21 protein-coding genes are annotated in these 21,466 nt (G+C 47.6%); 8 read left to right on the top strand and 13 right to left on the bottom strand.

Translation table 11 applies throughout. The features are described from left to right. Nucleotides 1–164 precede the first annotated feature (164 nt). Nucleotides 165–689 carry a hypothetical protein gene (locus KNQ12_RS11970; RefSeq protein ID WP_023466793.1) on the top strand — a complete coding sequence of 175 codons (525 nt, stop codon included), beginning with the start codon at nt 165–167 and terminating at the stop codon, nt 687–689. A gap of 65 nt (nt 690–754) precedes the next feature. Beyond that, nucleotides 755–1,249 (top strand): YwhD family protein, encoded by a 495-nt coding sequence (locus KNQ12_RS11965; RefSeq protein ID WP_023466794.1) that lies wholly within the window; start codon nt 755–757, stop codon nt 1,247–1,249. A 35-nt stretch (nt 1,250–1,284) separates the two neighbouring features. Here the strand turns inward: KNQ12_RS11965 and KNQ12_RS11960 are convergent, their stop codons facing one another. Further along, a complete protein-coding gene (locus KNQ12_RS11960; protein ID WP_058265481.1) occupies nt 1,285–2,130 on the bottom strand; it encodes a metallophosphoesterase in 846 nt (281 codons plus the stop codon). An 89-nt stretch (nt 2,131–2,219) separates the two neighbouring features. Beyond that, the gene (locus KNQ12_RS11955; RefSeq protein ID WP_214748354.1) at nt 2,220–3,776 is read right to left on the bottom strand and encodes a BCCT family transporter; all 1,557 of its coding nucleotides are present in this window, start codon (nt 3,774–3,776) and stop codon (nt 2,220–2,222) included. Nucleotides 3,777–4,155: 379 nt separating this feature from the next. On the opposite strand from KNQ12_RS11955, the gene KNQ12_RS11950 reads away from it, so the two are divergent. The 3 genes from KNQ12_RS11950 (at nt 4,156) to speB (ending at nt 6,801) form a co-directional block, all read left to right on the top strand. Beyond that, nucleotides 4,156–4,827, top strand: coding sequence for an NAD(P)H-dependent oxidoreductase (locus KNQ12_RS11950; protein WP_214748357.1), 672 nt, complete (start codon nt 4,156–4,158; stop codon nt 4,825–4,827). Between the two features lie 144 nt (nt 4,828–4,971). Then, nucleotides 4,972–5,814, top strand: coding sequence for a polyamine aminopropyltransferase (gene speE, locus KNQ12_RS11945; RefSeq protein WP_023466799.1), 843 nt, complete (start codon nt 4,972–4,974; stop codon nt 5,812–5,814). A 114-nt stretch (nt 5,815–5,928) separates the two neighbouring features. Beyond that, nucleotides 5,929–6,801, top strand: a complete 873-nt coding sequence (speB, locus tag KNQ12_RS11940) for an agmatinase (protein ID WP_023466800.1) — start codon at nt 5,929–5,931, stop codon at nt 6,799–6,801. Between the two features lie 45 nt (nt 6,802–6,846). On the opposite strand, the gene KNQ12_RS11935 is transcribed toward speB, so the two are convergent. Beyond that, entirely contained in the window at nt 6,847–7,440 is a 594-nt protein-coding gene (locus KNQ12_RS11935; protein ID WP_058265484.1) for a LysE family translocator, read from the bottom strand. Then, nucleotides 7,440–7,898 carry an Lrp/AsnC family transcriptional regulator gene (locus KNQ12_RS11930; protein ID WP_023466803.1) on the bottom strand — a complete coding sequence of 153 codons (459 nt, stop codon included), beginning with the start codon at nt 7,896–7,898 and terminating at the stop codon, nt 7,440–7,442. Before KNQ12_RS11930 ends, KNQ12_RS11935 begins: the two co-directional genes overlap by 1 nt. Before the next feature lie 220 nt (nt 7,899–8,118). Between KNQ12_RS11930 and KNQ12_RS11925 the strand changes: the two genes are divergently transcribed. Continuing rightward, the gene (locus KNQ12_RS11925) at nt 8,119–8,907 is read left to right on the top strand and encodes a DUF4397 domain-containing protein (protein ID WP_023466804.1); all 789 of its coding nucleotides are present in this window, start codon (nt 8,119–8,121) and stop codon (nt 8,905–8,907) included. Continuing rightward, on the top strand, nt 8,879–9,487 hold the full coding sequence (locus tag KNQ12_RS11920; protein WP_035399163.1) for a class F sortase: 609 nt from the start codon (nt 8,879–8,881) through the stop codon (nt 9,485–9,487). The genes KNQ12_RS11925 and KNQ12_RS11920 overlap by 29 nt, the downstream gene beginning before the upstream one ends. A 56-nt stretch (nt 9,488–9,543) precedes the next feature. Here the strand turns inward: KNQ12_RS11920 and KNQ12_RS17155 are convergent, their stop codons facing one another. The 9 genes from KNQ12_RS17155 to KNQ12_RS11875 all read right to left on the bottom strand — a co-directional run bounded on the left by KNQ12_RS17155 (nt 9,544) and on the right by KNQ12_RS11875 (nt 19,322). Continuing rightward, nucleotides 9,544–10,845: a protoglobin domain-containing protein gene (locus KNQ12_RS17155; RefSeq protein ID WP_214748360.1), complete on the bottom strand. Its 1,302-nt coding sequence runs from the start codon at nt 10,843–10,845 to the stop codon at nt 9,544–9,546. A 172-nt stretch (nt 10,846–11,017) separates the two neighbouring features. After that, complete coding sequence (locus KNQ12_RS11910) at nt 11,018–11,242, bottom strand: hypothetical protein (protein WP_023466807.1); 225 nt, start codon at nt 11,240–11,242, stop codon at nt 11,018–11,020. Between the two features lie 86 nt (nt 11,243–11,328). Beyond that, nucleotides 11,329–11,535 carry a heavy-metal-associated domain-containing protein gene (locus tag KNQ12_RS11905; protein ID WP_023466808.1) on the bottom strand — a complete coding sequence of 69 codons (207 nt, stop codon included), beginning with the start codon at nt 11,533–11,535 and terminating at the stop codon, nt 11,329–11,331. Then, complete coding sequence (locus tag KNQ12_RS11900; RefSeq protein ID WP_214748363.1) at nt 11,532–13,661, bottom strand: heavy metal translocating P-type ATPase; 2,130 nt, start codon at nt 13,659–13,661, stop codon at nt 11,532–11,534. The genes KNQ12_RS11905 and KNQ12_RS11900 overlap by 4 nt, the downstream gene beginning before the upstream one ends. Before the next feature lie 13 nt (nt 13,662–13,674). Beyond that, a complete protein-coding gene (locus KNQ12_RS11895; protein ID WP_214748366.1) occupies nt 13,675–13,971 on the bottom strand; it encodes a metal-sensitive transcriptional regulator in 297 nt (98 codons plus the stop codon). A gap of 117 nt (nt 13,972–14,088) precedes the next feature. Then, nucleotides 14,089–15,624 (bottom strand): DHA2 family efflux MFS transporter permease subunit, encoded by a 1,536-nt coding sequence (locus tag KNQ12_RS11890; protein ID WP_214748369.1) that lies wholly within the window; start codon nt 15,622–15,624, stop codon nt 14,089–14,091. 304 nt (nt 15,625–15,928) lie between these two features. After that, nucleotides 15,929–16,255, bottom strand: a complete 327-nt coding sequence (ytxJ, locus tag KNQ12_RS11885; RefSeq protein WP_023466812.1) for a bacillithiol system redox-active protein YtxJ — start codon at nt 16,253–16,255, stop codon at nt 15,929–15,931. 5 nt (nt 16,256–16,260) lie between these two features. Continuing rightward, a complete protein-coding gene (locus tag KNQ12_RS11880) occupies nt 16,261–17,889 on the bottom strand; it encodes an acetolactate synthase large subunit (RefSeq protein ID WP_214748372.1) in 1,629 nt (542 codons plus the stop codon). Beyond that, entirely contained in the window at nt 17,886–19,322 is a 1,437-nt protein-coding gene (locus KNQ12_RS11875) for an NAD-dependent succinate-semialdehyde dehydrogenase (RefSeq protein WP_214748375.1), read from the bottom strand. The genes KNQ12_RS11880 and KNQ12_RS11875 overlap by 4 nt, the downstream gene beginning before the upstream one ends. Nucleotides 19,323–19,669: 347 nt before the next feature. Here KNQ12_RS11875 and KNQ12_RS11870 point away from each other — a divergent pair, with 347 nt between their 5' ends. Next, a complete protein-coding gene (locus KNQ12_RS11870; protein WP_052169408.1) occupies nt 19,670–21,370 on the top strand; it encodes a glycoside hydrolase family 13 protein in 1,701 nt (566 codons plus the stop codon). The last annotated feature ends 96 nt before the right edge of the window (nt 21,371–21,466 follow it).

Raw genomic sequence — 21,466 nt, 5'->3', positions numbered from 1 at the left:
TCATTTCCCCCTCTAACATGATGACGATACGCCATCAGTATAGCGCATTCGATAGGGGATTCGTCAATTCGAACATCGTTTTCGAAAAAGAAGGGTATAAGGTAGGAGCTATTCTTGTCGGAAGCGAAGGTAGTCATACACATACGGCAGAAAAGGAGAGACATATGGACGCAATCATACGGAAGAAGATTCATACGTTACTGATTTTTGATCGGGCGTTACCGGAAGATACGAATTATCCGTTGTCTGGTGCTAAAGGACTCGAAGTCGCAGATATCGTCTTTGAACAGAACATTCCATTCGGACGACTCGTAACGGATAAAGAACTCGCTCAACTGCTGAATCAAAAAGAAGCAAAGCGATACGGGATGTTGACGTTGCTTGAAGACGATGTACGTTTCAAACCGTTGTTTCAAAATCGAAAACCGACGGCTGACATGGAAGAAGAGGTCGAGGCGAAAGTGCGAGAACTGGCGCATCAGTTACGTGCGATTCGGTCGCGGTGTTCTTCGCTGGAACGTCTCTTTTTGTTCGGTCGTGCGGCGCAAACTCTGTTTGACCGCGCTTTGCTTCATCTCGAAGAGGTCAATCCCCCGGCACATGAGGAAATTGCGTCCATGACGTGTTATCGTCTCCCGACGATTCGCCGAGCATCAGAGGAACAATTACAGTTACTTCGTTACGAGTGACTGGTTGCAGACACCTCGGAATACGGTATGATAGAAGCAACAGGATTAAAAGGGGACAAAACACGATGGAAAAAAAGATTAACTTCAATATTATTTCAGATAACTCTACAGACGGTCACGGAGGATTTGGTGTCGGAACACTCAGTTTAAATAGTATGTCACCAGTTATCATTTCTCCGGAAGACGGCGAAGCTTACATCGACATGGGCGCGATGCACGCGAAAGCGGCCATCGAGAAACGCGTCAAGTTCACGACGGATAAAGCCGATACGCCAAACGGTAAACTATACTGGATCGTCTGGGTGACGGTCGGTCGTAAGCCAGAAGGATTCTATTACGGTGGTGTCGCTGCGTGCGATCTGCTAGTCGATGCGGAAGCGCGTCGCGGGTTCAAGATTCTTGCCGATCACGTCAATAAGATGGATAAATCCCTTAAAGGACGGATCGTCGTTGATCACATGGATGAGCGTTCAAAGGAATTGTTACGTGATTTCTTGCAGACACATAAACCTGAGATGTGGGAAAATGCTGACGCTGCTTTACATGAAGCGTTGGTCTAAACAAAAGAACGTGTGCCGCGGCACACGTTCTTTTTTCATGGTCGTTTCAGCGTCAGGACGACAAGTTCTGGATGATTGAACAGACGAAACGGAAACAGGCTGTTTCCGAGACCACGACTGACGATCAGTTCGGTCTGCTGTTCCTGATAGCGACCTGCCGTTACGTTCGGAAAGAATCCTTGACCGGGGGCATACAGACCTTCTGTAAACGGCAGGCGGATCTGTCCGCCGTGCGCATGACCGGATAAGACGAGATCAACGGAACGCTCGGCATACAAGGATTTATATTCCGGACGATGCGCAAGCAAGAGCTGAAACGCATCAGGTGACACGTCTTGCAGTGCTTGATCGAGACTTTGACGAATCCCATCCGGTTCCGATAGCCCTTCACGCCATCGTGTCGTCGTCGGATCATCGATACCGAGTAACGAAATCGATTGACCTTGGTATTCGATGACACGCGATTCATTCCGGAGAACGGTGACACCCAGTTGTTCAAGCTTTGGCAAAATTGTTAGATTGAGTCGCACCTCATGATTCCCGGTGACGAAGTAGACCGGGTATCGATCAACGAGCGCTTTCATGAGTGTAAGGGCAGCTTCTTCACCGTTTCGCCTCGAGTCAATCAAATCGCCAGTCATGACGACGAGATCCGGCTTTTCGCGATCAATTTTCTTCAGTAGTCGTTTTTGTTCATTCCCGAACGCCTTGCCATGTAAATCTGCTACTTGGACGACGCGATATCCGTCAAACGCTTCCGGTAAGCGATTCGACGTGACCGTCACCCGTGAAACATCAATGACGTTATTTTCACGATATAAAAACCAGCTTCCTAAGGCGAGGACACCAAGGGATACTAGCCAGCGTGTACGTTTACGCATAAGCCACCTCATTTCTTCTACTCAGCATAATTCAGGATAACAAAAAAGACCTCCTTCCGTATGCGACGGAAGGAGGAAATCAATTTGATTTAAGCATCTTGTTTTAAATCGGTGACTTCTTTTTGCGCATCGGGTTCATCTGACAAGTCCTTGAACAAGGCGATGACCATCATTCCGACGACGAAGATGAACGGGAAGGCGGCTAGAACAGCGGCTGCTTGTAAGGCGCTCAGTCCACCGGCATAAAGTAAGACGGCAGCGATCGAAGACTGGATGACACCCCAAGCAAGCTTGATGCGTAAGCTTGGCATCAGGCTACCGCCAGACGATAGCATACCGAGAACGTACGTCGCGGAGTCAGCCGAAGTGATGAAGAACGTCGTGATCAAGAAGACGGCGACGATACTGAGGAACGTACCTAAGCCACCGAATGTCTCAAACAATGCGAACATTCCAGTTTCGACCCCTTTATCGTTAACGGTCGAAATCAAATTGACGTTTTGGAACAATTCGTTCCAGATCGCTGACCCACCGAAGACCGAGAACCAAAGGAGACCAAAGATCGTTGGGACAAGCATGATGCCGATGACGAACTCACGAATCGTCCGTCCTTTTGAGACGCGGGCGATGAACGTACCGACGAATGGTGACCATGAAATCCACCAAGCCCAGTAGAAAATCGTCCAACCGTTGATCCACTCACGTTCATCTGGGTTAAAAGCAGATGCCCGGAAGCTCATGACTGGTAAGTTCTGCAGGTAAGCACCTGTCGTTTGCACAAAGAGGTCCATAATGAAACTGAACGGTCCGAGGAACAGGACGCCGATCATCAACAGAACGGCAAGAACGATGTTGGCGTTACTGAGACGAACGATTCCTTTATCGAGACCTGACGCGGCACTGATCATGTAGAGAATCGAAACGACGACAATGATGATGATTTGTGTCAGGAAGGAGTTGGGAATACTACTCGTTAGGAAGTTCAATCCACCTGAGATTTGTTGTGCTCCGAGACCGAGCGACGTCGCGACACCAAATGCTGTTGCGACGATGGCGAGTACTTCAACTGTTCCTTTACCAGCTGCTTCATAGCGCGGTTTCATTAGTGAAGCGACGGTATCCCCAATCGTAGCGGGACGTCCTTTTCGGAATGTCGAGTAAGCGATAGCAAGTGCGACGATTGCGTACAAGGCCCAAGGGTGTAAGCCCCAGTGGAAGAATGAATAGCGCATCGCGAGGCGCGCTGCTTCCGTTGGATCATCTGTTGCGACTGGCGGCGTATGGAAGTGCGTCAATGGCTCTGAGACACCCCAGAAGACAAGCCCGATTCCCATACCAGCACTGAAGAGCATCGCAAACCAAGAAATAAGACCATATTCAGGACGGTCCGAATCCTTACCGAGTCGGATTGAACCGAAGCGGGAAAAGATTAAAAAGATAGCAATGATTAAAAAAGCACTCATGCCGAGTAGATAAAGCCAGCCAAATCCGTTAGAGACAAAGGATTGTGCTTGAGCTGTGACATTTCCGAGACTAGCTGCACCGATTAGGGATTCCGGTAAGATTCCCCATATGGTAAAGAGCACACAGAAAATGACAGATACCATAAAGACTTTTGTGATCTTACTTTTTCGATTATTTTCCATCGTGTTCAACACCTTCTTTCGAATTTTACATAGTTGTTCTGTATCAAATGATGGCAACGACATTATCATTACCCCATCGTTCTGATAACAAAACCTAATCACGCAGGGTACTACCGTAACAAACATTTGAGCGGAAAAGCAAATCGAACGGGAAATGAGAATGAAAAAACCAATGATTTACAAGGAAGAACGAGCAAAAAAAGGGCGCAATCATGCGTATCTAAAATAATGTGGAAATAAAGAAAAAGAAAACGTTAATACTATTATTTCCCGTTTCGTCTTAAAACTAACGTAAAGCTTGATATGAGCAAATCAGAGGCGGTCTAAAATCAGATTTGATATAACAAAAGCAGTCATCATTTTGAAGGAGGCATTTCTCATGGAAAAACAACAACAAAAACAAACAATTCTTGAAGCATTTCAATCTCGTCATGCAACAAAGGCATTTAATGGTCAAATGATCCCAGAAGACGATTTCCGGTTCATTCTAGAAACGGCGCGTCTGTCACCGAGCTCGTTCGGATATGAGCCATGGAACATGCTCGTCATTCAAAATCCAGAAATCCGAGACGCCTTAAAAGAAATTTCTTGGGGCGCACAAGGACAATTACCGACAGCGAGTCACTTCGTCTTGTTCCTCGCCCGCACCGGAGAACAAATGCAGACAAATGGTCCGCATGTCACGCAGATGATGGATTTCCTTGGTTTATCCGAAGAAGCGAAAGCCGGACGGACGAAGCGTTACGGTCTGTTTTTAGAGGAGGATTTCGCGATTGGTGATAACCCAAAAGCGATGGAAGACTGGGCAGCTAAACAAGCCTATATCGCACTCGGGAACATGATGTCGACGGCAGCACAAATCGGTATCGATTCATGTCCAATCGAAGGATTCGACCAGCAAGCAGTCGAGCAATTACTCGTCGATCGTGGACTGCTCGATCGTTCTGTTTTCACGGTGCCGGTCATGGTCGCATTCGGTTACCGGGCAGACGAACCAAAACGTGATAAGCAACGTCGTCCACTTGATGAAATCGTGACGTTCGTCGAGTAAAGACAGAAGACAAAAATTTTCGAATTATATAGAAGTTTCTTTCGAAATTCGGTATACTCGCATTTGTATGATTAAGAAGCGCCGTAAACGCCACTCGCATACGAACAACTTTTGTCTTGATGAAAGAAAGGGGTTCTATCGCAAATGGAACAAAAATTAAAGTTATGGTTCACGGAACACCAAACGGAAGATTACGGTATCACATTCCGTGTCAACCACGTTTATGAGAGCGAACAAACGGAGTTTCAACGCCTAGAGATGGTTGAAACGGACGAGTTCGGTACGATGTTGTTACTTGACGGAATGGTCATGACGACAGATAAGGACGAGTTCGTTTACCACGAGATGGTCGCGCACGTCCCGTTGTTCACACACCCGAATCCAAAATCGGTTCTGGTCGTTGGTGGAGGAGACGGCGGAGTCATCCGTGAAGTCTTGAAACACCCGTCCGTCGAAAAAGCTGTTTTAGTTGAAATCGACGGAAAAGTCATCGAGTATTCGAAAAAATACCTCCCGAACATTGCAGGTGGATTGGACGATGCACGCGTCGAAGTCATCGTTGGGGATGGATTCATGCATATCGCAGAAGCAGAAAACGAGTATGATGTCATCATGGTCGACTCGACTGAACCAGTTGGTCCAGCGGTCAACTTGTTCACGAAAGGCTTCTACTCTGGTATTTCAAAAGCATTGAAAGAAGACGGTATTTTCGTCGCACAATCGGATAACCCATGGTTCACACCAGACTTGATCCGTGATGTCCAACGTGATGTTAAAGAAATCTTCCCAATCACGAAGCTCTACATCGCTAACGTTCCGACATACCCAAGTGGTCTTTGGACGTTCACGATCGGATCAAAGAAACACGATCCGCTTGCTGTTGCACCAGAGCGTTTCCACGAGATCGACACGAAGTATTACACGCCTGAGCTTCACACGGCAGCTTTCGCACTTCCGAAATTCGTTAAAGATTTGACGAACGGCTGAGCTCAGTCACTATAGCACACATGAACAGAGCGGTTTCGATCTTCGAAATCGCTCTGTTGTCAGGTAAACAGACGTTTGTATCAGCAAACGGCAAATGAACAGGGGGAATGGATCATGCGTTTTGATGAAGCATATTCAGGAAAAGTCTTTATCGCGAGTCAACCGACTCACGAAGATGCAAAAGGAATTTTATACGGCATGCCGATGGACTGGACGGTCAGTTTCCGTCCGGGTTCACGATTTGGTCCGGCACGTATCCGTGAAGTATCTCTTGGTTTAGAAGAATATAGCCCGTACTTAGATGGTGACATCGCCGACGCGAAGTTGTTTGACGCGGGAGATATCCCGTTACCATTCGGGAATGCTCAAAAATCACTTGATATGATTGAAGAATACGTCGATTCGTTACTGACAGCAGGCAAGTTCCCGCTCGGTATGGGTGGCGAACATTTAGTCACGTGGCCAGTCGTCAAAGCGTTCGATAAACACTACGATGATTTCGTCGTGCTTCACTTTGATGCGCATACGGACTTACGCGATGAGTATGAAGGAGAGCCATTGTCGCACTCGACGCCACTTAAGAAAATCGCAAACTTGATCGGACCAGAGAACTGCTATTCATTCGGAATTCGTTCAGGTATGAAAGAAGAGTTCGAATGGGCGAAAACGTCAGGCTACAACCTCTTCAAATACGAGATCGTCGAGCCGCTTCGTCAAGTTCTTCCGACACTTGCCGGTAAAAAGGTCTATGTCACGATCGATATCGATGTTCTCGATCCGTCAGCAGCACCAGGGACAGGTACACAAGAAATCGGTGGAGTGACAACGAAGGAACTACTTGAAGTCGTTCATATGATCGCACGAGCAGACGTCGACGTCATCGGCGCGGATTTGGTAGAAGTATGCCCAGCGTACGATCAATCCGACATGACAGCGATCGCGGCAGCGAAAGTATTACGCGAAATGATGATTGGATTCATTAAATGAAAAAGCAAAAGAGACCGGACGTGATGTCGGTCTCTTTTGTTTTGTTTAGAGGAAGAATTGAATGATCCCGAACGCACCGAATCCGATGATTAGACTGGCAGACGTCCACTGGATGATACGTAAAGTGGGTGTCGCAAGCTGGTGCTTGAGCAGGTGTGTGATGTTCGCCAAGATGACCCACCAAGTGGCAGAACCGAGAAAAATACCGATTAGAAACAAAAAGGCATCCTGTCCGTTCGTCATCGTCAATTTAAATCGTGCGAACAACGCCAGGAATAGCGTGATCGTCATGGGGTTCAAGAACGTCAGGAGTAAGACGGATAGATAGCTACTTAACCGTGACGAGGCTGTATCGGAAATTGAGGCGACCGAAGAAGCTTGAAACATCGACCAGCCGATGTAACACAAAAACAGACTGCCGATCAGTTGCATCCAGGATGCTTGGGTGAGTAAAGATTGGACGAGTGAAAAACCAGATAAGGCAAGCAATCCATAAGTAAAGTCTGCCGTTGCGGCTCCGAGTCCGGAAACAATTCCGGAAATTCGTCCATGTCGAAGAGTTCGTTGCATGCATAAGAGGCCAATCGGACCGACGGGGGCGGCTAAGGCAAACCCGATTCCAAAACCAGTCGTAAACATCAGTCCACCTCGGGTAACGGAAAATGAAGCGACTCCTTTTCCGTTCGCATGATGATCGTCGTTTTCGTCCGCAGGATACCTGCTAATTCTTTGATGTGGTAGGTGATGATTTCATCAAGTTGTTCTGTATCCCGACAACGGATTTTAAGTAGGTAATCATCGTCCCCGGCGACGTGATGGCATTCCAGTACATACTCAAGTTCTTGAATCCGTTTTAGAAATGGCGCTCGATGTTCCGGTCGCTCGAGTGAAACAGCGACGAATGCAGCAAGACGATAGTCAAAGGAGGAGGGGTCTAGAACCGTCGTCAACTGACGGATGATACCTTGCTCTTGTAAGCGTGCGACGCGCTCTGCAACAGCCGGTGCCGATAAGCCGATGTGTTGTGCAAGTGTTGACCATTTCATCCGGGCATCCCTTTTCAAAAAAGTAATAATTTTTAAATCGTAGGAATCCATAGGTTTTAACCTTCTTTTTTATTGTTATTTAAGATATTTTATTTCGAAAAGAAAGAAAAAGTCAATGTGTTTGTAGAACAAGTTCATAGCACACTGAAATCTTTACACATTTACGGCAGTATCTTAAGTTTAAGATGTCACCACGAAGGAAATGTTCTGAAGTGTAAGAACATTGGTTTGAGAGCGATGTACATTTGACAATCAGAAAGGTGGAAAAAAGATGAAGAAACTCTTATCGTTTGTGACCGCTACGTTGCTGTTTGCACTATTCGTGCTACCAGTAGGCGCAGCAGATGACGCAATGGTTCGTGTCATTCATGCTTCACCAGATGCTCCGGCAGTCGATATCGCGGTCGATGGCAAAAAAGCGGTATCAGGAGCAAAATTCAAAGATGTCACAGATTATCTCACACTACCAGCTGGCGAACATAAAGTAGAAGTATTCGCTGCAGGAACTACGAAAGATCCTGTGCTCTCTCAAACACTCAACGTAGAAGCTGGTAAATTCTATTCGGTCGCAGCAATCGGCAAATTAGCTGATATCAAACTCGCGGTCATGGAAGACAATGGTAAAGGCGAAGATGGAAAATCAATGGTTCGTGTCGCACACTTTGCACCAGATGCGCCAGCTGTTGATGTCGCACCAAAAGGTGGAGACCCACTCTTCAGTAACCTTGAATTCTCAAAAGTCTCTGACTACGGTACACTCGATGCAGGTACGTATGACCTTGAAGTCCGTCCTGCAGGCGCAACGGATGTCGTCAAAGCACTGGATGGTGTCAAACTCGACAGTGGCAAAAACTATACAGCACTCGCAATCGGCTTACTTGAAGGCGAACCAGCATTTGAAGTCCTCTTGATCCCAGACGGTGGTGAAATGGCATCAATGCCAGAAACAGGACTTGGTGGTTCATCTGATACGGCTTCTGCTACACCATGGGCAGTCGCAGCAGCAGCTGCCTTGTTAGTAGGAACAGCGTATGTCGTCCGTCGTAAACAAAACGCTTAAGAGTAGTCTTCTTCTCTTACTCGTATTAGCCGGATGTCAATCGGGATCACCTCCAGATGCTACAAAGCCGGAAAAACCAAAACAAACCGAAACAACGACGTCTTCTTCGTCCACGCCATCCGAAAAGGTGGACGAAGAGGCGTTCATACCAACGCGTATTACAATTCCGACGCTCGATGTGAAAGCGAACATCGAAGTCGTCGGGAAGGATAAACAAGGACGGATGGATGTTCCGAAACAGACCGATCAGGTCGCTTGGTATAAATACGGAGCAAAAGCCGGACAAACCGGAAATGTCGTGCTAGCCGGACATTTGGATGATCAAGAAGGTCCCGCTGTTTTTTATGATTTAGCCAAGATGAAAAAAGGGCAACGGATTGAAGTGACGGGAAAAACAGGACAACAGGTATCGTACGTGGTGACGAACGTCATGTCCTATCCTGTCGATGAAGCACCTGTCGGATCAATCTTCGGTGCAACCGTCATGAATAAACTGACGCTCATTTCATGTATAGGTACGTTTTCAGAATCAAAAGGATACGATCAGCGTCTTGTCGTCACAGCAGAACAAGACGAGTAAAGTAAAATAGGCAATTCTTATTTCGGTTAAAACCGAGAATAAGAATTGCCTATTTTTTAATGTGTTTCGGAAGCAGCGACAAGATTCGTCGTCAGTGTCGTCAAGCCTTGTGTCGTCTTACTGAGACCTTGGATCGTCTCGACGATTTGCCCGAGGTTTTCTTTGTTGCGTCCAAACAAGGTGAGGGAATTCTCCATTTCACTCTTAACGGTTTGAATTCCTTGTTTAACTTGTTGCAATTCTTGCTGAGATGCGGTGTTGGCACGTGTAATGTCTTCCATCTGAGAAACGAGTTGTGTGATATTACCATTGTTCTTTTGAATCAGACCGTTGATACTGCTACTCAACGATTTCGCATTCTCAGCAAGGTTTCGAACTTCCGTCGCGACGACAGCAAATCCTTTACCGTGTTCACCGGCACGTGCTGCTTCAATCGAAGCATTCAACGCGAGTAAGTTCGTCTGATTGGCGATCGCTTCGATGCTTTGCGTCATCTGGACGATCTCATCCGATGTCGTCTTCAATTCATGGATGCTTTCAAGCGAAGTACCAACTTGTTGTGTCGATTGAGCGAATTGTTGCTCCATCTGTTGCATCTGTCGTTCGTTAGCAATCGTCATTTGAACGAGTTGCTGGCTTGTCTGCTCCGTCTGAGCTGTTTCTGCTAATACTTGTGAAGCACGTCGGCTCGTCTCGATGATGGCATGATCCGTGTGCTCAACTGAGCTTGCGACTTCTTGACTGACACGAACGACGTCCGTCAAAAGTTGACGGCGTGACTCGTTCGCCGTCGTCACTTCATTCAAGCGAGAATCGACGTACTGGCTCGTCACGATCTGAGCGTCTAAGTTCATTGCGTGAGTCAATGCAAGCACAGCTGTTGTCAGTTGTGCTGGGTCATGCTGATAGTGTTCGACGATTTTTGGAATCAACAACGTCTGAAACGCAGCATACGAAGCGATGAACCAAGTGACGGGAACGAAGTTGTGTTTATGTGTCTGTCCCATTCGCGTACGCATCGCGAGGAATGACTCGTTCATATTTCCTGTCAGTAGACTCGTGAAGTAGTCAGCAAAGACTTTCTTCAGTCGTTCGCGTGTCGACGATTGTTTTGCGATGGTTGCCATCTCAGGATTTAATAGAAGATGATCGAGGACCTGTTCAAGAACCTCATCTAAGATGCCTTGAACGACAGATGCCATCGATTTAAGTGTCTGTAGCTGTTCTTCTGTATACCCCATGTATACGAGACGGGATGTGAGATCAGGATCTGCCGTCTTCGTAATGAGACGGGAATCAGGAAAGCCGATGGTAGCTTGATAAGCCGAAGTAGTCTTACTTTTAAAAGGATTACGCACGTAGTTGCCTCCAATACTCAAGATGTGAATAAAATGATGTCTGTTTCTTATCGGTTCATCTTGCCGAAGCGATACTGGTTTTCGAAAAAAAAGACAAAAATATTGAAAAACATTGACCGGAAACAAAAAAACTCATGGCAAGCGCCATGAGGAGAATGGAAAAAGAACAGGATTAGACTGGTTGGTCTTCCTGAAATGCTTTTTTGGCGTCCACGATCGAGCGCATTCGTTGAACGCAAGCTTGAACGAATTGAATGTCAATGGAGGTGAAACGGGTGACAGGTCCACGAGCTGACTCGGCACTGAATGTGAAGGTTCCGAGATTCCAAAGTTCGATTTTAAATCGTTTTCCTTTGTTGTCGTCGAAGTGTTCTACGAATTCGATTTTCGGTACCATACGAACCCCTCCTTACTCCGTACATTCCCGCTTTTCAAAAAATAAAAAAGCCAAACTGCGTGTTAGAAGCAGTTTGGCATGAAAATTTAAGCAGTCGGTACATCGTAGCCGATTTCTTCGATCGCATCGACGAGACGTTCACGAGGAACATCCTCGTGCTGGACTGTAACCTGGTTTTGTTCGAGTGAGACAGTAGCATGTTGTACACCTTCGACTTCAGATAAAGCTGATTCGACACTCGCTTTACAGTGATTGCATGTCATACCGATAACAGATAATGTTGTTTCTTTCATGATGATGTTCCTCCTTCAGATAGTGGGGTACGTTTTAATCGTAACGCATTCGTCACGACAGAGACAGAGCTGAATGCCATCGCGGCACCCGCAAGCCATGGGGCAAGCAGACCGAGAAAGGCGACCGGAATACCAATCGTGTTATAACCGAGTGCAAAGACGAGATTTTGACGAATGTTTTTCATCGTCTGCTCACTCAGCTCGATCGCAAGTAAAACTTGTTTTAAGTCGTGTCCAAGTAGCGTCACGTCGGCTGCTTCAAGGGCAACGTCCGTTCCGCTACCGAGCGCGATGCCGACATCTGCTGTTACGAGAGCAGGGGCATCATTGATACCGTCTCCGACCATCGCGACACGTTTCGTTTGTTGAAGTGACTGAATGACATCTGCCTTTTCAATCGGCAAAACGTCAGCAAAGACGAACGCTGGATCCAGTCCCAGTTCTGTTGCTAAATGATCAGCGACTTCACGACGATCACCGGTCAAGAGATATACTTCTTTTGTCTCGCGCAACCGCTTGATCGTTTCTTTCGCTGAATCTTTTAGCGCGTCACGGATGGCGTATCCGGCTGCAACTTCTCCATCGACAGCGACGTATACGAGAGTCGCTCCAGGTGATGTCCAATCAGGAAGAACGATGTTTCGTTCCTGCATCATTCGCGCCGATCCGACGATGAGATCATGTTCCATGATTTGTCCCGTGATCCCACGTCCTGATTCGACGTGGAACCGTTCGATATCAAAGACGACATCCCGTTCTGCTGTGATGGCGCGAGCAAGAGGGTGTTCCGATTGCCGTTCAAGCGCAGCAGCGAAATCGAGCGCTGTCTCCGTACCGAACGTTTCGACGACGACAGGGCGACCGACTGTCAGTGTTCCGGTCTTATCAAAGACGACAGCATCGACATGTTGAAGATTCTCGAGTTGAGCGCCCCCTTTAAAGAGAATCCCTCGTTCAGCCCCTTTTCCAGTTCCGACCATGATCGAAGTCGGTGTCGCAAGTCCGAGTGCACATGGACAAGCGATGACGAGCACCGCGATGGCAGGACGAATCGCTTCCGCAAAGGATCCACTGATCATCCACCAAGCGGCTAACGTCAGAAGCGCGATGGCAACGACGATCGGCACGAACACACCAGAAATCCGATCGGCTTGTCGTTGAATCGGTGCCTTTTCAGTCTGCGCTTGTTCGACGACACGAATGATTTGTGAAAGAACCGTCGCTTGTCCGATCTTTGTCGCTTCGACTTGTAAAGATCCGTTCGTATTCAGCGTACCACCAATGACGGATGCCCCAACCGTTTTATGAACAGGCGCAGATTCACCGGTCAACATCGATTCATCGAGATACGCGTCGCCTGAGCGAATGATACCATCTGTCGGAATTTTATTCCCAGGTTTTACGAGTAAGATCATCCCGGTTTGAATTGCATCGATGGAGACCGTTCGTTCCTGTCCGTCCTCTAAGATGACGGCTTCCTTTGCTTGTAGGGAGAGCAGGCTTTTAATTGCTCCCGTCGTCTGTTGTTTCGCACGGTCTTCGAGGACCTTGCCGAGTAAGACGAGTGTAATCAGAATCGCACTCGTCTCAAAGTAGAGATGCGGCATATCAGAGACGAGTAGCATTTCAGCAACGGAATAAAAGTAGGCTGCTGATGTTCCGAGTGCAACGAGGACATCCATGTTGGCACTCCCACTCCGTAAACTTTTATAAGCCCCACTATAGAAGGGCGCTCCGATGATGAATTGCACCGGTGTCGCTAAAGCAAACTGTAGCCACGGATTCATTAAGAATGGAAGGTGGAACGGACTGTTCGGAATATGCGTCAGCATGCTCGCGAGCAACGGTAACGATAGAATAGCCGCGATCATAAAGCGATATAGCATCCGGCGATTCGATTTTGTTGCGTGTGGTGCTTGTTTGACCGTTGCCCCGTAGCCGATTTTTCGGATTTTTTCGATGATCGCTTGATCGTCATAGGCATCAGAAATCGAAACACGAGCGGTTTCAAGCGGCAAGTTGACTGTGGCTTCGACCCCGTCCATCCGGTTGAGGACTTTTTCAATCCGGGCAGAACAGGCGGCGCATGTCATGCCTTCAATATCAAACTCAATTGTTTTTGACATCAGAAAACCCTCCTTACTTTTTCAATCGAGCGATGACCGCCATCAATTCATCGACGTAAGCGTCCGTACTGTCTTGACGGGTGGCGACTTCATGCATGCACATCTTGACATGGCGTTCGATGATTTGTAGTTCGACTTGTCGCAAAGCTGCTTGGATTGATGCCGTTTGCGTCAAAATATCAATACAATACCGATCTTCAGAGACCATGTTAGCAATCCCGCGGACTTGTCCTTCGATGCGCTTCAATCGTTTCATCAACGCATCTTGTTCTTCGTTCGTTCGTGGAACGACAGGATGATCGTGTGCCATAGTCGTACCTCCTTTAACGATCTTATTGTTATCTTTACTCTAACATATAGGTATGGGGGGTACCAGTATTTAGCTTAAGAAATAAAAAACAGTCGCGAGAGGCGACTGCTTTTGTACTTATTGATTGGAAACTTGTGGTTTGACGATCGTTTCGTTTAATGAACGTTGATCGCTAATGATGTCTTCAGCTTGTGTCGCCCGTTTAATGAAGAAAGCAAGGACGAATGCTAGACCAGCAATGAACGTCGAGATGAAGAACGCATAGTTGATTCCGTCAAGCGTCGCTTGCATCGTGATCTGTTGTTTCAGAGCAGCAGCCGCTTCAGCTGTCGGTTGACTCGTCATGTTCTTCGCCGCTTCAGACGCGAGTTCTGTTCCACGTGTCTTCGCATGCGTCGACATGATCGTTACAAGCAACGCGGTTCCGATCGCACCGGATACTTGTTGCAGCGTATTGTTCATCGCTGTTCCGTGTGGATAGTAGCGCGTTGGTAACTGGTTCAAACCGTTCGTCGAGACTGGCATCATGACCATTGACATCCCGAACATCCGTAACGAATACAGGACGATCAGATGCGTATACGTCGTATCCATCTCAAGCTGACTGAAGTAGTAACTGGTAACGACTGTGATGAACAAACCAGTCAACGCAAGAGGACGTCCACCGATCTTATCAAACAGTTTCCCGTTGATTGGTGACATGACGGCCATCAAGATGGCACCCGGTAATAGCATGAGACCCGCATCAAGTGGTGAGATACCGCGAATCGTCTGGACATAGATCGGAAGCAATAACATGCCCGAGAACATCGCCATCGTGACGACCATCGAGATGGCAGAAGACAAGGCGAACATCGGGTAACGATAAATCTTGAAGTTGAGCATCGGACGTTCCATATGGAGCTGACGGTAAATGAATGTCACGAGTGCGATGACTCCGACAATCAGCGCACCGTAGACGTGGAAGCTGTCCCAACCTTTAGAGCCAGCTGAGCTGAATCCATACAGTAAGCCACCGAAACCAAGTGACGAAAGTGCCACGGAAGCGAGATCGATCCGAGTGGCAGACCGTTCCTTGACGTCACGAAGTAAGAAGAAACCAGCGACGAGTACAATCAAGGCGATTGGTGTGATGAAGTGGAATAACATCCGCCAATCGTAGTGCTCGACGATCCAACCAGACAACGTCGGTCCGATCGCTGGCGCCCCCATCATGATCAATCCAAAGAAGCCCATCGCAGTCCCACGTTTTTCAATCGGGAAACTGACGAGCATGACGTTCATCAGTAACGGCATCATGATCGCAGAACCAGATGCTTGAATCATCCGTCCTGCAAGCAAGACAGGGAAGACTTCTGCGAAGCCGGCAAGAATCGTTCCAGCCGAGAAGAGGGTCATCGCGAGTAAGAAGAGGCGACGAACCGAATATTTTTGAATCAAGAACGCAGATGTCGGAATCAAGACACCGTTGACGAGCATGAAACCAGTCGACAGCCATTGAGCAGTCGATGGTTCAATCGCAAGATCCTTCATGATCGAAGGAAGGGCGATGTTGAGCAATGTATTATTTAAGAAAGCAATGAATGCCCCGATCATCAAAACGGCGAGAATGCCGTAAGGAGCTCGAGCTGTGTGAGTTGCACTTTGTTGCATGAATATCCTCCTAACTAAACTAACGGTACATATTTCTATACGGTCGTTCTATCTGTAGTTTATCTTAATCCGATTTAGTTCGAATTACAAATAATAATAGCTAAGAAAGATAATTTTATTTTTTATGTAAGATTGAAAGCGTTTTTCTAGTGAAGTAAACAAAGAAAGAAGCATGTTGTACACTCGACATCGCTTCCTAGGATAACGATTCGTGGTAAACAAAAAAGCGCAATCCTTCTCGTTAAAGAAAAATTGCGCTTTGTCTTCAGTTTGAAACAGCCGGAGGCTTGTTTCACAGCTAGCATTACTGGACGTTCGTTTCGAGTGCATCTTTCGTGATGTCGTAATGCGAGGCTGTCCAGACCGATTTACCGTCTTGAATGAACAAGACTTGTGGTGACTCGTGCCGAACGCTGTAATGTTCGGCGATGTGATTCGATAAGGTCCGAGCTTCTTGGACGAAAAGATACGCTGTTGGAACAGACGTTTCATCTGCAAATTTCGTATACTCCGAGAATCCTGCGGCACTAATCGGACATGTCGTGCTGTGTTTGCAAATCACGAACGCGTTGTGTTCGGACGCAAATTGATCAAAATCAGAAATGGATTGCAGCTTACGTGGTTGTGTCATGTATATCACCCTCCATACGTCCGGAGACGTTCACTTAACTTTAGATTTTCCCGGTAATCGACCGGACAGTCAATCAAAACGGGTCCATCACTTGCAAATGCTTGGTCAAGACAATGTGCGAGGGAGCCATGTTCACCGACACGGAGACCGAGTGCGCCGAAAGCATGAGCCAGTTGAACGAGGTCTGGATTGTCAAACGTGATGCAAGACGAACGCCCAAACGCTTGTTGTTGTTTCCATTCAATCAGTCCATAGGTTCCGTCACGCCAAATCAATACGACGAGCGGAAGCTTCAGACGAACAGCGGTCTCGAGATCTTGTCCATTCATCAAAAAGGCACCATCTCCAGCGGCACAGACGATTCGCCGGTCCGGATATAACAGCTTGGCTGCGAGCGCACTCGATAAACCATAGCCCATCGAAGCAAATCCGTTGGAAATGAATAACTGATCCGGACGTGTCGTTTGATAATGGCGTGCGAGCCAGACTTTGTGTGCACCAACGTCCGAGAAGACCATGCCATCCTCCCCGACGGTTCGTTCGAGTTCACGAACGATACTTTGAGGATGTAAAGGCAAGGCAAGCGAGTACGTTTCTTGAATCTCGTCGCGTAATTTATCGCGATCTTGTTGCCAGTCGTTCCACGCACGCTCGGGCAGTAAAGGAGTCAATACAGTCAGCATATCGACGAGTGGTCCGACTACGTTCGCGACGACCGGATAATAGGCATCGATTTCGTGAGGGTTCGTATCCAAATGAACGATCGGTGTCTTTTTCTGGTTCCATTTTTGCGGAGGTAACTCCGTAATATCGTAGCCCACCGTAATGATGAGGTCACTCGCATCGAGAATCCGCTGGTTGTAATCGACGTCTGGTAAACCGATCGTGTGTGCAGCAAGCGGATGGTGTGAAGAAATCGCTCCTTTTCCCATCATCGTCTCGACGACGGGAGCTTGGAGCTTTTCGACGAATGCTCGAAACGCATCGAGTGCTTGCTGCCGATGGATGCCAAATCCAGCAATGATGACCGGACGTTTTGCGCGCTCAATCAGACGTAAGGCATCTGGATCATCAATCGTCAAGGAATGGAGATGCGTTGGTGTACTGTCCTGCTGTAGGGGTGTCGCTGCTTGATCACGTTCTTGTTTTGCGATGTCTTCTGGAAAAGAGATATGGGTTGCCCCTGGTTTTTCGCTTTTTGCTGTCGCAAAGGCACGTCGCACGATTTCCGGAATGACCTCCGCCGACAGAACGGACGTACTGGACTTCGTGACAGGACGATAGAGGTCTACGAGATCAAACATTTGATGCGATGCTTTGTGTTGCCGTGCTGTCGCTCCTTGACCAGTGATCGCGACGACAGGGGAATGATCCATCGTCGCACTTGCAATACCGGTCATCATATTGGTCGCACCGGGACCAAGTGTTGATAGGCAGACACCCGGTCGCCCACTCAGGCGACCGAACATCGCTGCCATGAACGCAGCATTCGTTTCGTGACGCGTCGTGATGAACGTGATAGACGAACGACTGAGTGATTCGAGTAATGTGATGTTTTCCTCACCGGGAACACCAAAGATATGCGTGACGCCCTCTGCCTCTAAACATTGGACGAACCAATCCGCCGCGTTCACGCTAGTCCACCGATTGAAATGTACTTCGTCTCGAGATAGGCTTCGAGTCCTTCACTACCACCTTCGCGTCCGAGACCGGATTGTTTCATTCCACCAAATGGTGCTTGCGCAGCAGAAGGAACGCCATCATTCCAGCCGACGATTCCGTAATCAAGCCCTTCGATCGCGCGAATCGCACGGGCGTAATCCTTAGTAAAGACATACGAAGCGAGACCGAATGGTGTCTGGTTGGCGTAACGAACCGCTTCCTCATCAGAACTGACACGCTGGACGGGAGCAACAGGTCCGAACGTCTCCTCGTTCATGATCAGCATGCTGGGTTTTACGTCCGCGAGAACGGTTGCTTCATAATAATAGATATCATTCACCTCATCCGTCGTTCCTGTTCCGCCCGTGACGACTCGTGCACCAGCGGATGTCGCATCATCAACATGTTTTTTGACTTTATCGTAACCCGCTTTATTGATCATCGGTCCAATCTTCGTCTCAGCATCAAGACCATTTCCGGTCTTCAGCTTCGCTGTCTCTTGTCCGAGTTTTTCAACGAACGCATCATAGATCGAGTCGGATACGTAAATCCGGTTTCCGCAGACGCACGTTTGACCGCCATTACGGAATTTCGACTTAATCGTCTCAGCGACAGCTAAATCGAGATCACAGTCATCAAAGACGAGAATCGGTGCATGTCCGCCAAGTTCAAGCGACATCGCTTTGATCGTCTCTGCTCCTTGAGCCATCAGCGTCCGTCCAACTTCGGTTGAACCAGTGAAAGTGATCTTATCGACATGTGGATGTGTCGCGAGTGATTCACCAAGCGCTTTCCCGCTACCTGTAACGGCATTGACGACGCCTTCTGGAATCCCGACTTCTTGACAGAGTTCAAGAAGACGAAGCGCGGTAAGCGGAGTCGCTGTTGGTGGTTTGATGACGAACGTACATCCAGCGACGAGTGCCGGAGCCAATTTTCGGGTAATCATGGCAGCCGGGAAGTTCCATGGTGTGATCGCAGCAACGACACCGACCGGCTGTTTGATGACTTGAAGTCGTTTGCTCGCATCATGCGTTGGAATGACACGCCCATAAGCGCGTTTTCCTTCCTCTGCAAACCATTTGACGAAGTTTGCGGCATACTGCACTTCACCTTCTGACTCAGCGAGCGGTTTCCCCATTTCAAGCGTCATCAGGCGAGCCAGTTCATCTTTTTTCTCAATCATCTTCGCATATAACTTCTCGAGAAGTTCGGCACGTTCGTAGACTGTCCGCTTTGACCAGTCAGGAAATGCCTTCCGTGCTGCTTCTACTGCGTCGTTGACGTCTGATTTTGTTCCGTTTGGTACACTACCGACGACTTCTCCAGTTGCTGGATTCGTAACATCCGTCCGTTCTCGTCCGTGATCTAGCCATTGTCCACCAATAAAGAATTGTCCCTTCATCCTGAAAATCCCCCTTTTTTACATGCATTGGTAAGGGTATACCCGAACGAAGAAAAAAAGATTCACTTTCGGAAGGAAAGGTTATGCAAAAGGGTAGAAATCGACCGATAAACAGTGTAGGATAATTCAGTAAATGTAATGTAAAACGATCTGAAATATTCAGTGTGAACGAAGAGTGACAACCGTTGATGTGAAATGGTGGAATCACCCCCGAAACATTGACTTTAAAAGTGGATTTGATAAGATGAAGGTAGAGGAATTGCGCAATCGGTTGCGCTGTGTATAGAAGTTCAATAACTAATGAAAATAACACCCCAAAGACTGACCTACGAGAGGATTCACGACACATGACACAAATGATACCGCGCCCTGAAACGGCCCAACAAACAATTACACGAGCTTGGTGGAAAGAAGCAGTTGCTTACCAAATCTATCCACGCAGCTTTTACGATGCAAACAACGATGGAATCGGCGATATTCCGGGTATCATCGCAAAACTGGATTATTTGAAGGATCTTGGCGTCGACGTTCTTTGGATTTGCCCGATGTTCAAGTCACCGAACGACGATAACGGATATGACATTAGTGATTATGAAGACATCATGGATGAGTTCGGTACGATGGCGGACTTCGATCTCTTAATGGAAGAAGCGCATAAGCGTGACATCAAGGTCTTGCTTGATCTCGTCGTTAACCACACATCGGATGAACACCCGTGGTTCCTTGAATCACGTTCGTCAAAAGACAATGAGAAACGCGATTGGTACATCTGGAAAGATGCGGTCAATGGTGGAGAACCGAACAACTGGGAAAGTATTTTCGGTGGATCAGCATGGGAATATGACGAAAAGACGGAGCAGTACTTCCTGCACGTCTTCTCTCGTCGTCAACCAGACTTGAACTGGCAAAACCGCGACATGCGTCAAGCGGTCTATACGATGATCAACTGGTGGCTCGATAAAGGTATCGACGGTTTCCGAATCGATGCGATCAGTCACATCAACAAGGATCAATCATTCGCTGATCTCCCGAATCCGCTTGGTATGCCGTATGTCCCTTCATTCGATATGCATATGAACGTAGAAGGCATCCATGCGTATCTCGAAGAGTTGAAGGATGAGACGTTCTCGAAATACGATATCATGACAGTCGGAGAAGCAAATGGCGTCACACCGGAAGAAGCGGATCTCTGGGTCGGAGAAGAGAACGGTAAGATGAACATGGTCTTCCAGTTCGAACACATGGATCTCTGGCGCGCAGACGCTGAAAAAGGCGTCGACGTCGTCAAACTGAAGCAAGTGCTGACGAAATGGCAAAAAGGACTTGAAGCAACAGGTTGGAATGCGTTGTACCTCGAAAACCACGATAAGGTTCGTTCGGTCTCTCTTTGGGGCGACGAGGAACAGTACTGGAAAGAGAGCGCGAAGTCGCTTGCGATGATGTATTTCTTCATGCAAGGCACACCGTTCATCTATCAAGGACAAGAGATTGGGATGACGAACGTTCAATTCCCGGACATCTCGGATTATGATGATGTCGCGACGAAAAACATGTACGAGATGCAACTTGCTTCCGGGAAGACACATGAGGAAATCATGGAAGTCATCTGGAACTCGTCCCGTGATAACTCACGCACACCAATGCAGTGGACGAACGAGCAAAACGGTGGCTTCTCAAATCAATCTCCATGGTTTGGTGTCAACCCGAACTACGCGGACATCAACGTCGCGTCGCAAGAACAAGATGAAGATTCAATCTTGAACTTCTACAAACGAATGATCCAAATCCGTAAGATGGAAGAGACATTGATCTATGGCGCGTATGATCTCATCTTACCGGAAGATACGAAAGTCTACGCGTATACACGGACGTTTGGTGACGAACAATTCTTGATCGTTACGAACTTAAAAGGCGAAACAGCAGAAATCGATACGGACATCATCTTGCACTCGGACAATATGTTGCTCGGCAACTATCCGACGATGCACCATGAAGGAACAGAGCTGGAACTTCGTCCATTCGAAGCTCGTCTGTACCGTGTGCGCTAATATGTTTTGAACGGATTCGATAGTTGTCGAATCCGTTTTTTTCTTGCATGTAAGCAGAAGGTGCATCAGACGAAAAAATCGTGTACGCTAAACGAT

Source organism: Exiguobacterium sp. s11 (assembly GCF_018619015.1).
GTDB lineage: Bacteria > Bacillota > Bacilli > Exiguobacteriales > Exiguobacteriaceae > Exiguobacterium_A > Exiguobacterium_A indicum.
The sequence above is the reverse complement of the archived record's forward strand: the minus strand, read 5'-3'. Positions and strand labels throughout refer to the sequence as shown.

Coding starts and splice junctions, on each gene's coding strand:
- KNQ12_RS11965 (WP_023466794.1), top strand. CDS start 755: ATGGAAAAAAAGATTAACTTCAATATTATTTCAGATAACTCTACAGAC.
- KNQ12_RS11925 (WP_023466804.1), top strand. CDS start 8,119: ATGAAGAAACTCTTATCGTTTGTGACCGCTACGTTGCTGTTTGCACTA.
- speB (WP_023466800.1), top strand. CDS start 5,929: ATGCGTTTTGATGAAGCATATTCAGGAAAAGTCTTTATCGCGAGTCAA.
- KNQ12_RS11905 (WP_023466808.1), bottom strand. CDS start 11,535: ATGAAAGAAACAACATTATCTGTTATCGGTATGACATGCAATCACTGT.
- KNQ12_RS11960 (WP_058265481.1), bottom strand. CDS start 2,130: ATGCGTAAACGTACACGCTGGCTAGTATCCCTTGGTGTCCTCGCCTTA.
- KNQ12_RS11900 (WP_214748363.1), bottom strand. CDS start 13,661: ATGTCAAAAACAATTGAGTTTGATATTGAAGGCATGACATGCGCCGCC.
- KNQ12_RS11930 (WP_023466803.1), bottom strand. CDS start 7,898: ATGGATTCCTACGATTTAAAAATTATTACTTTTTTGAAAAGGGATGCC.
- KNQ12_RS11970 (WP_023466793.1), top strand. CDS start 165: ATGGACGCAATCATACGGAAGAAGATTCATACGTTACTGATTTTTGAT.
- KNQ12_RS11950 (WP_214748357.1), top strand. CDS start 4,156: ATGGAAAAACAACAACAAAAACAAACAATTCTTGAAGCATTTCAATCT.
- KNQ12_RS11870 (WP_052169408.1), top strand. CDS start 19,670: ATGACACAAATGATACCGCGCCCTGAAACGGCCCAACAAACAATTACA.
- KNQ12_RS11890 (WP_214748369.1), bottom strand. CDS start 15,624: ATGCAACAAAGTGCAACTCACACAGCTCGAGCTCCTTACGGCATTCTC.
- KNQ12_RS11895 (WP_214748366.1), bottom strand. CDS start 13,971: ATGGCACACGATCATCCTGTCGTTCCACGAACGAACGAAGAACAAGAT.
- KNQ12_RS11920 (WP_035399163.1), top strand. CDS start 8,879: ATGTCGTCCGTCGTAAACAAAACGCTTAAGAGTAGTCTTCTTCTCTTA.
- speE (WP_023466799.1), top strand. CDS start 4,972: ATGGAACAAAAATTAAAGTTATGGTTCACGGAACACCAAACGGAAGAT.
- KNQ12_RS11910 (WP_023466807.1), bottom strand. CDS start 11,242: ATGGTACCGAAAATCGAATTCGTAGAACACTTCGACGACAACAAAGGA.
- KNQ12_RS11875 (WP_214748375.1), bottom strand. CDS start 19,322: ATGAAGGGACAATTCTTTATTGGTGGACAATGGCTAGATCACGGACGA.
- ytxJ (WP_023466812.1), bottom strand. CDS start 16,255: ATGACACAACCACGTAAGCTGCAATCCATTTCTGATTTTGATCAATTT.
- KNQ12_RS11955 (WP_214748354.1), bottom strand. CDS start 3,776: ATGGAAAATAATCGAAAAAGTAAGATCACAAAAGTCTTTATGGTATCT.
- KNQ12_RS11935 (WP_058265484.1), bottom strand. CDS start 7,440: ATGTTTACGACTGGTTTTGGAATCGGGTTTGCCTTAGCCGCCCCCGTC.